General features: G+C 70.0%; 9 protein-coding genes. 4 read left to right on the top strand and 5 right to left on the bottom strand.

Annotated elements, in window-relative coordinates; translation table 11 throughout:
* Positions 1-33: 33 nt before the first annotated feature.
* Together MYSTI_RS02645 and MYSTI_RS02640 are read left to right on the top strand one after the other, a co-directional pair.
* Positions 34-1,179, top strand: coding sequence for an AAA family ATPase (locus MYSTI_RS02645; protein ID WP_015346146.1), 1,146 nt, complete (start codon positions 34-36; stop codon positions 1,177-1,179).
* Between the two features lie 130 nt (positions 1,180-1,309).
* Positions 1,310-1,693, top strand: coding sequence for a DUF5335 family protein (locus tag MYSTI_RS02640; RefSeq protein ID WP_015346145.1), 384 nt, complete (start codon positions 1,310-1,312; stop codon positions 1,691-1,693).
* 65 nt (positions 1,694-1,758) lie between these two features.
* Here the strand turns inward: MYSTI_RS02640 and MYSTI_RS02635 are convergent, their stop codons facing one another.
* The 3 genes from MYSTI_RS02635 to MYSTI_RS02620 form a co-directional block, all read right to left on the bottom strand.
* Positions 1,759-2,589 (bottom strand): M57 family metalloprotease, encoded by an 831-nt coding sequence (locus tag MYSTI_RS02635; RefSeq protein WP_015346144.1) that lies wholly within the window; start codon positions 2,587-2,589, stop codon positions 1,759-1,761.
* 14 nt (positions 2,590-2,603) lie between these two features.
* On the bottom strand, positions 2,604-3,419 hold the full coding sequence (locus MYSTI_RS02630; protein ID WP_015346143.1) for a matrixin family metalloprotease: 816 nt from the start codon (positions 3,417-3,419) through the stop codon (positions 2,604-2,606).
* A gap of 154 nt (positions 3,420-3,573) precedes the next feature.
* Positions 3,574-4,392 carry a M57 family metalloprotease gene (locus MYSTI_RS02620; RefSeq protein WP_015346142.1) on the bottom strand — a complete coding sequence of 273 codons (819 nt, stop codon included), beginning with the start codon at positions 4,390-4,392 and terminating at the stop codon, positions 3,574-3,576.
* Between the two features lie 485 nt (positions 4,393-4,877).
* Here MYSTI_RS02620 and cls point away from each other — a divergent pair, with 485 nt between their 5' ends.
* Positions 4,878-6,332 carry a cardiolipin synthase gene (gene cls / locus MYSTI_RS02615; protein WP_084668289.1) on the top strand — a complete coding sequence of 485 codons (1,455 nt, stop codon included), beginning with the start codon at positions 4,878-4,880 and terminating at the stop codon, positions 6,330-6,332.
* A 21-nt stretch (positions 6,333-6,353) separates the two neighbouring features.
* Here cls and MYSTI_RS02610 read toward each other — a convergent pair whose 3' ends face one another.
* Together MYSTI_RS02610 and MYSTI_RS02605 are read right to left on the bottom strand one after the other, a co-directional pair.
* On the bottom strand, positions 6,354-7,748 hold the full coding sequence (locus tag MYSTI_RS02610) for an MBL fold metallo-hydrolase (RefSeq protein WP_015346140.1): 1,395 nt from the start codon (positions 7,746-7,748) through the stop codon (positions 6,354-6,356).
* A 511-nt stretch (positions 7,749-8,259) separates the two neighbouring features.
* On the bottom strand, positions 8,260-13,101 hold the full coding sequence (locus MYSTI_RS02605) for a DNA topoisomerase 3 (RefSeq protein WP_015346139.1): 4,842 nt from the start codon (positions 13,099-13,101) through the stop codon (positions 8,260-8,262).
* A gap of 452 nt (positions 13,102-13,553) precedes the next feature.
* On the opposite strand from MYSTI_RS02605, the gene MYSTI_RS02600 reads away from it, so the two are divergent.
* The gene (locus tag MYSTI_RS02600) at positions 13,554-13,838 is read left to right on the top strand and encodes a hypothetical protein (protein WP_144369968.1); all 285 of its coding nucleotides are present in this window, start codon (positions 13,554-13,556) and stop codon (positions 13,836-13,838) included.
* The last annotated feature ends 7 nt before the right edge of the window (positions 13,839-13,845 follow it).

Here is a 13,845-nt window from a genome sequence, read left to right as displayed (position 1 = left end):
CGCCGTCCCCCCTTGGAGTTGGAGTCGCCTGGCATGTCTGTCGCCCACCCCGGTCTGGAGTCTCGACGTGTCCCGCGCGGAGAGGACGTGCGCGAGCGAGTCGCGGCCATCGAGCTCCTGTCTCCCCGCGACATCGACGCGCGGCTCACGGCGCTGGGATATCGAGGACAGGGAGAGGCCCGGCGCGCGGCGTCGGTCCTGGCCTACCGCCACGTGCGCCGCATCCGCCGCGTGTATCTGGAGGGGCTCTCCGCGGAGACGGGCGCTCGCGAGAACTGCCTGTTCCTGGGCCCCACCGGCTCTGGCAAGACGTTCCTGGTGGAGCTGCTGTTTCGCGAAATCCTCGCCGTGCCCACGGTGCTCGCGGACGCGACCCAGTTCTCTGAAACCGGTTACGTGGGGGACGACGTCAACACGCTGCTGTCGCGACTGTATGAAGCCGCGGACAAGGACGCCGAGTGGGCCGCGTGCGGCGTCATCTGCCTGGACGAGTTCGACAAGCTCGCCACCAGTCGCTCCGACAGCCGCTTCGCCGGGCAGCAGACGACCAAGGACGTGAGCGGCTTCGGGGTGCAGCGCTCCCTGCTGCACCTGCTGTCGGGCTCCAGCGCGGACTTCCCGCCGGACTTCGGCTTCACGAGCCGGCTCCAGCCGGACACGATGGAGCTGTCCTGCATCACCTTCATCGCCTGTGGTGCGTTCAGTGGACTGGGCACCACGGCGGACACCCTGACGCGGACGGAGCGGCTGGGCTTCGGGCGCGAGCCCAAGCACGCGGTGGGCGAGTCCATCGCCGTGGCCGTCACCCAGGAGCAACTGGAGCAGACGACGGCCTTCGCGCGCTATGGCTTCATCCCGGAGCTCATCGGCCGCTTCAACCGGCTGGTCTCCTTCACGCCGCTGGACGCCGCCACGCTGAGCGACATCCTCGAGCAGAACGTGCTGCGCGCGTATGAGCGCGAGTTCGAGCAGGAGGGCCTGCGCCTGCGGGTGGAGCCCGAGGTGAAGCAGCACATCGTGGCGCGGGCGCTCAAGCGGGAGACGGGGGCCAGAGGGCTGCGCACGACGCTGGCGCCGCTGCTGGAGCAGGCGGCCTATGACCACTTCGGCCAGCCGGGCGCGGCCTCCACCGTGCGCCTGGTGTTGGATGGCGGCGAGGTGCGCTCGCTCACGGATTGACCCCAGGGCCTGCGGCCCGCCAGGAGCCTGGTGGCGGCCGCTTGGGCGAGCAGGGAGGCAAGCCAGCCTCTCATCCGGCCCACACGCGCCTTACGGTTTGCCGGTAACAGAACACCGGAGGGCCGCACACATGGCGCACACGGACCACACGCGAGAGATTCCTCGAGAGGGCTGGGCGGACTATCTGGCGCTGCTCAGCACCATGGAGAAGGAGCACCCGGTCCGCATCGAAGTCGAAGGCCTGGACCTGGGAGACCAGCCGCTCGCCGAGAACCTGCCGCTCATCGAAATCAGTCTCGAGGAGAAGGGCAGCGACAAGGGCGTGGTCGAAATCATCGTGGGAGGCCCCGGCGGGGAAATCACCCACCGCATCCAGAAGCCGGCCCGCATCTACGCGGATGAGAGCGAGAGCGGCGAGCTGGAGTGCCTCGACATCGAGAGCAGCGAGGACAACACGAAGACACTCATCTACTTCGGCCAGGCGACGACGGACGGCGCGCGGCGGATGGACTGAAGGCACATGCGCACGGGCCGGAAGGCTCTCAGCCTCGGAACGAGGGAGCCTTCCGGCCTCGCGCTTCACGGGTACAGCGCGCGAGCCCCCTGCTTGTCCAAGGCCGTCAGCACGAGGTCCCCCGCGTTCGTGCCCGTGCACTGCCCTCCCGCCTGGGGGTAGTGCATGACGGAAGCGCTGTCGTAGACCGTCAGCGCGCGCCAGTTGAGTCCACCCCCGGGGCAGCGGTTGCTCTCGTGAACGAAGCCCAGCACGTGGCCCAGCTCATGGCGCAGGACACCCGTCAGCGTGTAGGGCGCGATGTTGCCGAACGCCGTGTTGTCGATGAGGACGTTGCGCGCGGGGCGGCCGGAGTTCGGGAAGAACGCGCGCGCCAGGTACTGGCCGCCGGAGTTCACCGGACGCACGTCGAACACCACCCCCGCCTGCGCCGCCGTGCAGGTGGCGTCGAGCGTGGCGTCGTAGATGAAGTTCACGCGGGCCGTGGCTTCCCAGGCCGCCGTCGCGGCGTTCATCGCCGTGACGACGCGCGCCTTGTTCGCGCCGAACGTGTTGCTCACGCAGTAGGTCAGGTTCATCTTCAGCGCCGCGCCCCACTTCACGTCGTACTCGGAACTGGGGTTGGAAACGCCCTGCGTGTTGTACACGGCCAATCCGCCTCGCGTGGTGGCGGTCGCGGCCACGTACGTCTCGAAGTAGGCACGCAGCTCCGCCTCGCTCCCCACCGCCTGGTCCCCGTCGAAAATCCACACGCCCTCGGAGTCCCTCGCCGCGCTCGCGCGGAACGCCTCCCACGTCATCGAGGGAGCCTCGGCCTGGGGAACCTCGGGGCCTCCACACGCGGGCCCCAGCAGCGACACACTCGCAAGCAACACCACGCAGCGGAACTCGAGCATCGACTCTCTCCTTCTCACGGGTACAACGAGCGAGCCCCCGTCCGGTCCAGGGGCGACAGGATGGGCCCTCCGGGGTTCGTGCTGACGCACGTGCTCCCGGCCCGGGGATAGTGCATGACCGAGGCCGAGTCATAGACAGACAACGGCCGCATGTTCGTGCCCGCGCCTCCCGGGCATCGGTCATGCTCGTGGACGAAGCCCAGCACGTGACCCAGCTCGTGGCGCAGCGTCCCCTCCAGCGTCCAGACACTCGTGCCACCGAACACGACATTGTCGAGGAGGACGTTGCGGCTCGAGCGCGGCGCGTTCGGGAAGAACGCTCGCGCCAGGTACTGGCCGCCGGAGTTCACCGGACGCACGTCGAACAACACGCCTGTCTGCGACGCCGTGCAGGAGGCATCGAACGCCGGGTTGTGGATGAAGTCCACGTTGGCCGTGGCCTCCCAGTCCGCCGTCGCGGTGTTCATCGCCGCGACCACCGCCGCCTTGTTCACGCCGAACGTGTTGCTCACGCAGTAGGTCAGGTTCCGCTTCTGCGCCGAGCCCCACTTCACGTCGACCCCATTCAAGAAATACACGGCCAGGGCCGCTCGACTCGTGCCCGTCGAGGCCACACGCTCTTCGTAGAAGGCGCGCAGCTCCGCCTCGCTCCCCGCCGCCTGGTCCCCGTCGAAAATCCACACGCCCTCGGAGTCGCGCACCGCGCTCGCCCGGAACGCCTCCCAGGTCTGGGCTTCCGGCGCCTGGGACTCGGGAACCCCGGGCCCTCCACAGGCGGCCCCCAGCAACGACACACCTGCAAGCAACGCCATGGAGCGGAAGTCGAGCATCGGGTCTCTCCTCGGAGCGCGTGGAAGCCGGGCCACGCCACATAGAAAGGCCGGAAGGCACCCCCCTCCGCGGGAGAAGGAACCTTCCGGCCTGGGCCGTGGCCTCCACCGTCACTCACGCGACGGCGAGCGCCTTGGCCAGTACGTCAACACTTCACGGATACAGCGCGCGAGCCCCCTGCTGGTCGCGAGCCGTCAGCACCAGGTCACCCCGCTGGGTGCCGGCGCACTGGGGGTAGTGCATGACGGAGGCGCTGTCGTACGTCGTCAGGCCACGCCACTGGCTGTCCTCGTAGCAGGAGCCGTTGACGCGGGTGTGCTCATGACGGAAGCCGAGCGTGTGGCCCAGCTCGTGGCGCATGATGCCCGCCAGCGTCCAGACGCCGGTGTTGCCGAACGCCGTGTTGTCCACCAGGACGTTGCGCGCCGAGCGGCCCGAGTTCGGGAAGAACGCGCGCGCCAGGTACTGGCCACCCGAGTTCACCGGACGCACGTCGAACAGCACGCCCGTCTGCGACGCGGTGCAGTTGGCGTCGAGCGCCGTGTTGTGGATGAAGTTCACGCTCGCGGTGGCCTCCCAGGCCGCCGTCGCCGTGTTCATCGCCGCGACCACGCGCGCCTTGTTCGCGCCGAACGTGTTGCTCACGCAGTAGGTGAGGTTCATCTTCTGCGCGGCGCTCCACTTCACGTCACCCGCGGGAGCTCCGCCGCCGGTGTTGTACACGGCCAGCCCATCCTGGTTCGTGGCCGTCCCGGACACGGCGCTGTCGAAGAAGGCGCGCAGCTCCGCCTCGCTGTCCACCGCCATGTCTCCGTCGAAGATGAACTTGCCTTCGGGGTCCTGCACCACGCCCGCCCGGAACTCCTCCCACGTCATCTGGGGCGCCTCCGTCGCGGGAGCCTCCGGCTCACCACACGCGGTACCCAGCAACGTCACACCAGCAAGCAACGCCATGGAGCGAAACTTGAGCATCGGGTCTTTCCTTCGGACTACTGCGGGGAATGCGCCGCCCACCGGGTTCTTCCCCCGCCGCGGACCGGCGCGCCCCGCCCATGAGCAACTGTCGGGCCAAAGTCCCGCCATAGCGGGAAAACACGTCTTGCCAGATTAAATGGAGCACCCGCACTCCAAGTCCGTGAAGACGGGCGTAAACAGACGTGACGTCAGAGTGACGAAGTCGGCGCCGCCGTTGAGCAATTTCACGCAGCGTGGAGACTGTTCAATGCACGGACAGTGGTGTCCATGAATCAGTCAGCAGCCCCTGAGTCCGATGAATCCCAACAGGGGTCTCCCGCCACTCGCGTGAACAACGGAAAGTGTTGCTCACGTTGCATTCTTCGCCACGGCACGTCAAGCGCGCGACGCATCGCGGCTGAGCCGGGCCCGCCGTACCGCGCTGCGCCGTGAGGCGCATCCATGTATAGGCGAAGCAGTCCGTGCCCACCCTCTCGTTCGACATGCCTGAAGCACTTGCGTGGCTGGAAGCAGCGTGGCCCCACGTCGCGGCGGCGCTGACGGTGCTGGTGAGCGTGCTGGCCAGCGGCCACGTCGTGCTGCACAAGCGGGACGTCCGCGCCGCGGTGAGCTGGGTGGGGCTGGTGTGGCTGGTGCCCGTCCTGGGCGCGGTGCTGTACCTGCTGCTGGGCATCAACCGCATCCGCCGCCGGGCACGCTCGCTGACGCCGCGCCGGGAGCACGGGCAGTTTCCGCCCGTCCGGGGCCTGGAGGCGGTGGTGGCGGAAGGGGCCTCGCGCGTGACGGACGGCGCCGCGCACCTGGCGCCGCTGGCCCGGCTGGGGGATGCCGTCACCCACCGGCCGCTGCTGCCGGGCAATCGCATCACCGTGCTGGAGTCCCGCACGGACGCGTACCCCGCCATGCTGGAGGCCATCGCGAGCGCACGCGCGTCCATCACCCTGTGCAGCTACATCTTCGACAATGACGTGGCGGGCCGGCACTTCGCGGGCGCGCTGGGCGAGGCGGTGCGGCGCGGCGTGGAGGTCCGGGTGCTGGTGGACGCGGTGGGCGCGCGCTACACGTGGCCCACGATTCTGGGCCGCCTCAAGCGCGAGGGCGTCCGGGCCGCGCGCTTCCTGCCTTCGCTGATGCCCTACCGGCTGCCCTTCATGAACCTGCGCAACCACCGCAAGGTCTTGGTGGTGGATGGCCGGGTGGGCTTCACCGGAGGCATGAACATCCGCGAGCACTTCTGGCCGGGTGAGCACGCCGCCAGGGACCTGCACTTCCAGTTGGAAGGCCCCGTGGTCGCCCAGCTCCAGGAGACCTTCGCCGAGGACTGGGTCTTCACCACGCGCGAGCGGCTGACGGGCGACACCTGGTTCCCGGAGCAGCGGCGGAAGGGGCCGGTGCTGGCGCGGGGGATTCCCGATGGCCCGGACGAGGACTTCGAGGCGCTGCGCACGGTGCTGCTCGGGGCGCTGGCCACCGCGCGAGCGTCGGTGCGAATCGTCACGCCGTACTTCCTGCCGGACCCGGCGCTCATCACCGCGCTCAACGTGGCGGCGCTGCGGGGCGTGCGCGTGGAGGTGGTGTTGCCGGAGAAGGGCAACCTGCCCGTGGTGCAGTGGGCGAGCACCGCGCAGCTCTGGCAGGTGCTGGCGACGGGGTGCCGGGTGTTCCTCACCCAGCCGCCGTTCGACCACTCCAAGCTGATGGTGGTGGATGGGGAGTGGGGGTTGATTGGCTCGGCCAACTGGGACCCGCGCTCGCTGCGGCTCAACTTCGAGCTGAACGTCGAATGCTACGACGCGGAGCTGGCGCGGCGCCTGGAGGCGGTGGTGGAGGAGCGGCTGTCTCGCGCCCGCCCCCTCACCCGCGCGCAGGTGGACGCGCGCCCGTTGCCCATCCGGTTGAGGGATGGGCTGGCGCGCCTGTTGTCTCCGTATCTCTGACTCGCGCCGCGGCGCTCACGCTCAGAGGAGCACGCGCCGCACCTTCCAGAAGGCTTCCTTCGCGGTGCGGTAGGCCGCCGAGTCCGACGGCAGCAGCGTCCGGAGCAGCTCCGCCGACTGCGTCTGGAGGGGCCGCACGCAGTGCGCCTCCACCTTGCCTCGGAGGAAGCCCACGGGGTCCCTGCGGCGGTACTCGGAGAAGTAGGACTTCAGCTCGTTGCGCGAGCGCGCCTTGCCGTTGTCCGCGTACTTGGCCACGTAGGGGCTGAAGTCCGGGTACAGGCGGCCCTCGCCGAAGTCGCCGTGCAGCGTCGTCTTCATGAAGTTGCCGATGAGCAGGTCATCGAAGACGCGGTAGCGCACCGCCGTCAGCAGCGAGTTGCGTGGCGCCTCGAAGGTGATGCCCCGGCGGAAGCGGCGCTGGTTGAACTCGATGACGTGGTCCTGGCCGCCCACGCGGAAGCGCAGGTAGTCGAGCACCGAGCCCAGGTGCTCGATGGCCCCGAAGTACTCGCGCAGCACCTGGGCCTCCTCGCGCTCCAGCATCGCGCTCCAGTCGTCGCCGAACTCCTTCGGGTCCACCGGGAGCAGCGCGCGCTCCTTCGGGCGGATGAGCTGCATGTCCTCCCGGGCGAAGTCGCGACGGATGAAGGCGGGCAGGAGCGTGCAGGTCTCGGACTCGAAGCCCCGGGCGTAGTCCTCGAGCGTCGTGGTGTACTCGGAGGCCCAGATGCTGTCGGCGCGCTGGTACTTGTGCATGGAGCTGAAGGGCACGAAGTAGCGCGCGCCGTAGAACTCCGCCTGACGCGCGATGGTGCGCCCCACGGGCGTCTTGGCCGCGGCGTAGGGCGGGATGCGCTGCCCGTCCTCGGTGAAGTAGTTGATCATGTCCGCGTCGCCGTAACCGGACAGGGCCAACAGGTAGGACTCGTCATACCGGCGCACCATGCTCCGCACGAAGCGGCCCCAGCCCCGGTCCCCCGCGTCGTTGAGGTTGACGATGAGCCGCCCGGCGATGTCGACCAGGAGCACCGCGTCCTGGTTCATGTCGGGGATGCACATGACGCGGATGCGCGGAGACAACTGCGTCCACACGCGGTCCACCAGCACGTGCACGTTGAAGCCCTGCTCCCGCAGGTCGTCGCGCACGCGCCCACCGAAGTGGTTGGGCACGAGGATGGTCTGCTCGCGCAGCTTGTCCATGGACTCGACGCTCAGGTGGTCCGGGTGGCCGTGGGAGACCCAGACGTACTGGCAACGCTGGATGATTTCCCGCTGCTGCTCGGGAATCTCATGGGACAGCGTCCAGCTTCCGAAGTACGCGGAGCCGTGCGTCCATGGGTCCGTCACCAGCACCGGACCGTCGTCGTGGCAGATGAGTGTGGCGTTTCCGATCGTCTCGAAGCCGAGTTCCATCTTCCGCTCCCCCCTCTTGCTCGCCATCGCGGTAACTGCGCCGAAAGGTGAAGCGCGGCGACAGGGGCCCACACTGCCCCCGCGTGCAGCGAAAAGAACTGCGCGCCCGGCAGGCTGCTCCTCACTCACGCGATGGGCAGAGGTGTTCCCCGCGGAGGGCACTTCGTCGCCTCGCGCGCGGCGAGTCCCGGGTCTGCCTGACGCGGACAGGGCGCAGGCCGAGGCGTCCACGGAGCAAGGAAGACTCCTCTTCGTGCGAGCCATCCCCAGACGCCGCACTCACCCGCGCGTGAAGGAGCCGGTCGAGTGAGCCCGCGGAGAGTCCCTCCTTGCGAAGCGAGGGGTGAAGACAGCCGGGTCCGAGCGCGCGCGCTCCTTCACCGCCGAAGCATCCGCGAGGCGCCCCTCCTCGCCAGGAGAAGGAGCGCGCTCAGCGCCTCCGGCGGGCTTCGCCCCCGAAGCATCCGCGAGGTGTCCCTCCTCCCCGTCGCGCGGGCGCGGAGGGAATCCCTCAGCGCTTCCGGGCGATGAGGGAGAGAATCTGGGAGCCGTAGCGCTCGGTCAGGGCGGGCCCCACCCCGTGGACGGCCATCAGCGCGGCGCCGTTCTCCGGACGCGCGGCGGCGATGGCCCCCAGCACCCGGTCCGTGAGGATGCGGAACGCGGGCACCTTGCGCTTGCGCGCCTCCGCGAGCCGCCAGGCCTTCAGCGCATCGACCAACCCCGGAGGCGCGGGCGTGGACTCGACATCCCTCGCCCCACCACGGCCCCGGGAGCGAGAGCCCCGCGTCTCGACCTCTTCCTCGGAGTCCTCCTCCACCGAGCGCCCCCGGGACGGAGCCGCGGCCTGGAAGCGCCCCGTCCGTGCCCCACCACCCTCGGAGGCCCCCGTCCGCGAGGCATTCCAGGAGGAGCGCGACTCGACATCCGACGAAGGAGACGAGGCGCGCCACTGCCGAGCCCCCTCGGACGCCGACGCTCCGGCGCTGGAGCGGGTCCTGCTCGCTCGCTTACCCGTGGCCTTGCTGCTCTTGCCCCGCTTGCGCTTGGACGCCTTCTCCAACGGGAGCGGCAAGACCACCTGCCGAGGGTCCACCGCCCGCGTCCGCCGCCCCTCATCCGTCAGGGACAGCCGCTGGAAGGAGATGACCTGCCCATCCTTGTCGAACGAGTCGACGTCCAGCCGGGCCAGCCCCGCGCGCACCAGCCCTCCCACGAGCCGCTCGAAGTCACGGCGAGGCAGCGCATCACCGAACAGCTCGCGATGCAGCCGCCCGGTGGCCTGACCATCCCGCTCCTGGAGCGACTCCAGGATGCGCTCCAGCCAGTGACGCTCCGCCGCCGTGGGCTCCGCGAAGCGCAGCGTCGCGCAGTCCTCCGGCGCGCAGACGTCGCACAGGCCACACGCCTCACCCGAGTCCTGCGTGTCACCGAAGTGCGCCACCAGCTGCTTCATCCGGCAGCCGTGCGCCTCCGCGTAGCGCCCCATCTGCTCCAGGTGCAACAGCTTGCGGTCGCGCTGGGCGTTGTACGCCGCCGCCCACCCGGGGCGTCCACGCCGCACCGTCTCATCCGGCGTCATCACCACGCCGCCGTGAATCCACAGCTGCTCCAGCGCCTTGTCGAACACCTCCGGGTCCGTGCGCACGCGCCCCTGGAGCGAGTCCTTGGGCTCGGGCTCGGGGCTGGTGGACTGGAACAGTCGCTCCAGCACGTAGGCCTCGGGATAGTCGCGCTTGTGGAAGAACTCGTGCGTGCGCCGGTCGATGTACGAGTGCAGCAGCACCGCGCGGGATGGCTTCCCATCGCGGCCCGCACGCCCCAGCTCCTGGTAGTAGCCCTCCAGGCTCGCGGGCAGCGCGGCGTGGATGACGGTGCGGACATCCGCCTTGTCGATGCCCATGCCGAACGCGGTGGTCGCGACGATGACCTCCAGCGTGCCTCCCAGGAACTCCGCCTGGACCTTGTCCCGGTCTCCCGGAGGAAGCCCCGCGTGGTACGCCGCTGCGGGGAACTCTCCGGCGAGCTGCTCGGCGAGCTGCTCGGCGTGCTTGCGAGTGGCCGCGTAGACGATGGCGGGACGGTTCTCCTCGTCCTGGAGCAACCCTTGGATGGCGTCGCCGCGCGCGCCGGGGTTGAGCTCCCGCACCTCGATGCCGATGTTGGTGCGGCGGAAGCCGTGGATGAAGGTGCGGGCACGTCCCCCCGGGCCCAGCAGGCCGAGCTGCTGGACGATGTCGCGCTGCACGTCGGGCGTGGCCGTGGCGGTGAGCGCCACCACCGGGGCCGGCCGCAACAGCGGCAGCCGCGCGCCGAGCAGGCGGTAATCGGGACGGAAGTCATGTCCCCACTGCGAGATGCAGTGCGCCTCATCGATGGCGATGAGCGTGGGCGGGCGACGCGCGAGCAACTCCACGAAGCCCGGCACCCCGAGCCGCTCCGGCGCGATGAACAAGAAGTCGAGCCGTCCATCCAGATAGTCGAAGCACACCTGTCGCGAGGTGGCCCGGTCGCGTCCCGAGTGGATGCGGTCCGCCGCGAAGCCCAGCGACTGGAGCCGCAGCACCTGGTCTTCCATCAGCGCGATGAGCGGGCTGACGACGATGGTCGTCCCCGCTCGAGCCAGCCCCGGGAGCTGGTAGCACAGTGACTTGCCCGCGCCCGTGGGCATCACGAGCAGCAAGTCCTCGCCCGCGGTGGCCGCGCGGCAGACCGCTTCCTGATAGGGCCTGAAATCGGAGAACCCGAAGGTCTCCTTCAGCAGGGGGCGAAGCTGGTCCGGTGGCGTGGGCGCGCGGTCCACCCGCTCGGGCCGCTGTCCTGGCGGTGGCGCGGAGACGACTCGATTCCGCGAGGAGGTCCCCGAGGTCAACAGGGAGCCCTGGGGCGAGGTCCGGCGCGGCGTCGTCACCATCGCGGCATCCGAGAACGCCGCGCTCGCCGAGCGGCGGGCAGTCGCACCCCCACTCGCGACCGCGAAGGACGGAGGCTCCTGCCACCGGCCTCCACCCGTCTCCGTGGGAGCCGTCCCCGGCGGGCTCCAACCCCCAGGAGGATTGCCCTCCGCACGCCCACCCCACGCCTCCGGCTTCGTGAATCCTTGCTCACGCCGGGCGCCGGCACTCCCGCCCTGCTCCGGCGCGCGAGGCTCCGGCTGAAACGCAGCCCCCCCACGCTCGCGCGACTCCAACGCGCCACGGGGCGCCGTTGCGTCCACCCCTCGCGTGCCCCCCCCGCCCTCCTGATGGCCGCCGCGCGCGGTGACACCACCACTCCCGAAGCCCTCGCGCGAAGGCACAGGGGCCCTGAAGCCCCCCATCTGCGCGGCGGCAGCGGCGCCCGGGGGGACGTGACCCACCACCTCAATCACATACTTCTCGATGCCCCGGATGAACTCATCCAGCCGGCCCTCACCGCGCTCGATGCGCTGGAGCCAGGCCTCCCACTGTCCCGTCATCGCGGGTGTCTTCACATCCGGGTGAACGACCTGGATGAGGTGCAGGCCCTTCTCCGTCGCCTCCAGCACCTTCCCCTTGCGGACCAGGTACTCGCGGTCCAGCAGCACCTCGATGATGGCGGCGCGAGTCGCGGGCGTGCCCAGCCCCGTCTCCCGCATGACCTCCGCCAGCTCCTTCTCGTCGAGCGCCCGCCCCGCCGTCTCCATCGCCGTCAGCAGCGACGCGTCCGTGAAGCGCGGCGGCGGGCGCGTGCGCTTCTTCACCGCCTCCGCGTCCTCCACCTTCTGCGGCTGGCCGCGCTCCAGCCCCGCGGGCAGGGCCTGCGGCTCGTCATCCGGCTCCGAGTCCTCGTCGCCCTTGCGAGCCTCCGCCTTCGGCTTGGGCGCCTTCTTCCCGCCCCCGATGTCCAACACCTTCCAGCCCACGCGCTCCACCTGCGTGCCCGTGCTCTGGAAGCGGTCCACCACCGGAACCGCGCTCTGGGCCCCCGGAGACATCACCGCCGTCACCACCGTGGTCACGCGCCACACGTGGTCCTCGTGCCACGCCTGGAGCAGGCGCCGGCACACCAGGTCATAGACGCGCTGCTCGTCCGGAGACAGCCGCAGTCCCTCGGGAGAGGTCGGCGTCGGGATGATGGCGTGGTGGTCCGTCACCTTCCCGTCATCCACATAGCGGCGGCCCAAGGGACGCGTCCCCGTGCCCGGCGCCAGGTCCTCCTCGTACGGCCCCCGCACCGCGCCCACCACCTCCGGCAGCGTCTCCGCCACCGTCTGGGACAGGTGCCGGCTGGACGTGCGCGGATAGCTCAAGAGCTTGTGCTTCTCATACAGCGCCTGCGCCACCTCCAGCGTGCGCTGCGCGCTGAAGCCATACAGCCGGTTGGCGTGGCGCTGGAGCTCCGTCAAATCGTAGAGCAGCGGCGGCGAGAGCTTCTTCTCCTCCGCGTCCAGCGACTCGATGGTGGCCTGCCCGCGCTTGACGCGGTCGATGATGGCCTGCGCCTCCACGCCATCCGCGTCCAGCCTGCGCGCCTCGCGCACGCCCTCCATCCCCGGAGGCACCACGGGCCTTCCATCCGGCCCGGAGCGGAACCACGTCCCGGTGTAGCGCGCGCCCACCGGAGCTCCAGGCCCCCGCGGCACGAAGGTGGCCACGACCTCCAGGTAGTCCCGAGGCACGAAGCTCCGGATGGCCAACTCCCGCTCCACCACCATGGCCAGCGTGGGCGTCTGCACCCGCCCCACGCTCAGCATCTCGCCCTGCCCGCCGTGCGCCAGCGTGTACAGGCGCGACAGGTTCATCCCCACCAGCCAGTCCGCCCGGCTGCGCCCCATGGCCGCCGCCGCCAGCGGGTCGTACTCCCGCCCTTCCTTGAGCTGACGGAAGCCGTCGCGGATGGCGCGCTCCGTGAGCGACGACACCCAGAGCCGCCGCACCGGCTTGCGGCACCCCGCGGCCTCGTAGATGTAGCGGAAGATGAGCTCGCCCTCGCGGCCCGCATCCGTCGCGCACACCACGCCGCCCACTTCCGGCGCGGTCAAGACACGGCGCACCACCTCGAACTGGGAGCGCGTCTGGTCGGAGACCACCAGCGGCCAGTCCCCCGGCAGCATCGGCAGGAGCGACCGGCTCCACTTCTTCCAGTCCGCTCGAATCTCGTGAGGCTGCGCCAGCCCCACCAGGTGCCCGATGGCCCACGTCACCACGTAGCCATTGCCCCGCAGGTAGCCGTCACCCCGCTCCTGCGCGCCCAGCACCCGCGCGATGTCGCGCGCCACGGACGGCTTCTCCGCCAGCACCGCCAACAGGGACTCACGCCCCGAGGCTCGGCCCGCGGCCCGACCTGCTCGATTGTCCTCGCCGGGCGACTCGCCCATCGCTTCCCACCTCATGAAACCTGTCCCTCCCGCCCATCCACCACCACCCGGCAAGCGGGCCCGGGCCCACGCCGCACCTCTGTTCCCTACCGCTTCAGGCTGACATGGCCAGCCCTCACTGTCCCTACCTGTCACGCCCGCTCAGCCCTCGTGCAGCCAAGGCGAGGCAGCCCGCTCCCCTCACGCCTCGTCCGCCAACCTCTCACGTCGCCTTCACTTGAAGTGAACCACGCGACGTTCACCCCGCCGCCAGCACGCCCAGCAAGCTGGCGCTTTCGCGCAAGCGTTTGGCGCTACCAAGGAAAACTGCTTCGTACGTCTTTGCCAGTATGCCCTGGTCGACACGCGCCACGGCGCGGGTCCGGGGGGAGTGCAGTCCGATGGTGCGAAGGAGGGGGGCAATGTCGCACGCCGCACATGAGTCGAGCCAGCGGGTTTCCAGGGGTTCCGCCCGGTCAGGCGTCGTGATGCGAGGGGCCAGGGGCAGGGGGGCCACGGGCAGCATCCGGGGGGAGCAGCCCAGCGCGCTTGAAGCACAAGAGGGGGACATCGCGGTGCCGGAGCTGACCGCCTTCGCGGGGGCGAAGCGGATGCAGCTGGCGGCGCTGACGAAGTCGAGAGCGCTGACGTTGCTGCTGGAGGAGATGGACCAGGTGACGCGGGTGGCTTCCATGCGCCCGCAGACATTTGGCTGGGCACAGACGCTGGCGAGGTTGCGAGCGGTTTCGCGTCCCGCGGGAGTCTGGTTCTAGCCGCGAT

It is taken from the genome of Myxococcus stipitatus DSM 14675 (assembly GCF_000331735.1).
Lineage (GTDB): Bacteria > Myxococcota > Myxococcia > Myxococcales > Myxococcaceae > Myxococcus > Myxococcus stipitatus.
Note: the sequence above shows the minus strand (reverse complement) of the source record. Positions and strands in the feature narration are given on the sequence as shown.

What these genes read in the sequence shown, in the direction of transcription:
- MYSTI_RS02645 (WP_015346146.1), top strand. Translation starts at nt 34, where the DNA reads ATGTCTGTCGCCCACCCCGGTCTGGAGTCTCGACGTGTCCCGCGCGGA.
- MYSTI_RS02640 (WP_015346145.1), top strand. Translation starts at nt 1,310, where the DNA reads ATGGCGCACACGGACCACACGCGAGAGATTCCTCGAGAGGGCTGGGCG.
- MYSTI_RS02635 (WP_015346144.1), bottom strand. Translation starts at nt 2,589, where the DNA reads ATGCTCGAGTTCCGCTGCGTGGTGTTGCTTGCGAGTGTGTCGCTGCTG.
- MYSTI_RS02630 (WP_015346143.1), bottom strand. Translation starts at nt 3,419, where the DNA reads ATGCTCGACTTCCGCTCCATGGCGTTGCTTGCAGGTGTGTCGTTGCTG.
- MYSTI_RS02620 (WP_015346142.1), bottom strand. Translation starts at nt 4,392, where the DNA reads ATGCTCAAGTTTCGCTCCATGGCGTTGCTTGCTGGTGTGACGTTGCTG.
- cls (WP_084668289.1), top strand. Translation starts at nt 4,878, where the DNA reads ATGCCTGAAGCACTTGCGTGGCTGGAAGCAGCGTGGCCCCACGTCGCG.
- MYSTI_RS02610 (WP_015346140.1), bottom strand. Translation starts at nt 7,748, where the DNA reads ATGGAACTCGGCTTCGAGACGATCGGAAACGCCACACTCATCTGCCAC.
- MYSTI_RS02605 (WP_015346139.1), bottom strand. Translation starts at nt 13,101, where the DNA reads ATGAGGTGGGAAGCGATGGGCGAGTCGCCCGGCGAGGACAATCGAGCA.
- MYSTI_RS02600 (WP_144369968.1), top strand. Translation starts at nt 13,554, where the DNA reads ATGCGAGGGGCCAGGGGCAGGGGGGCCACGGGCAGCATCCGGGGGGAG.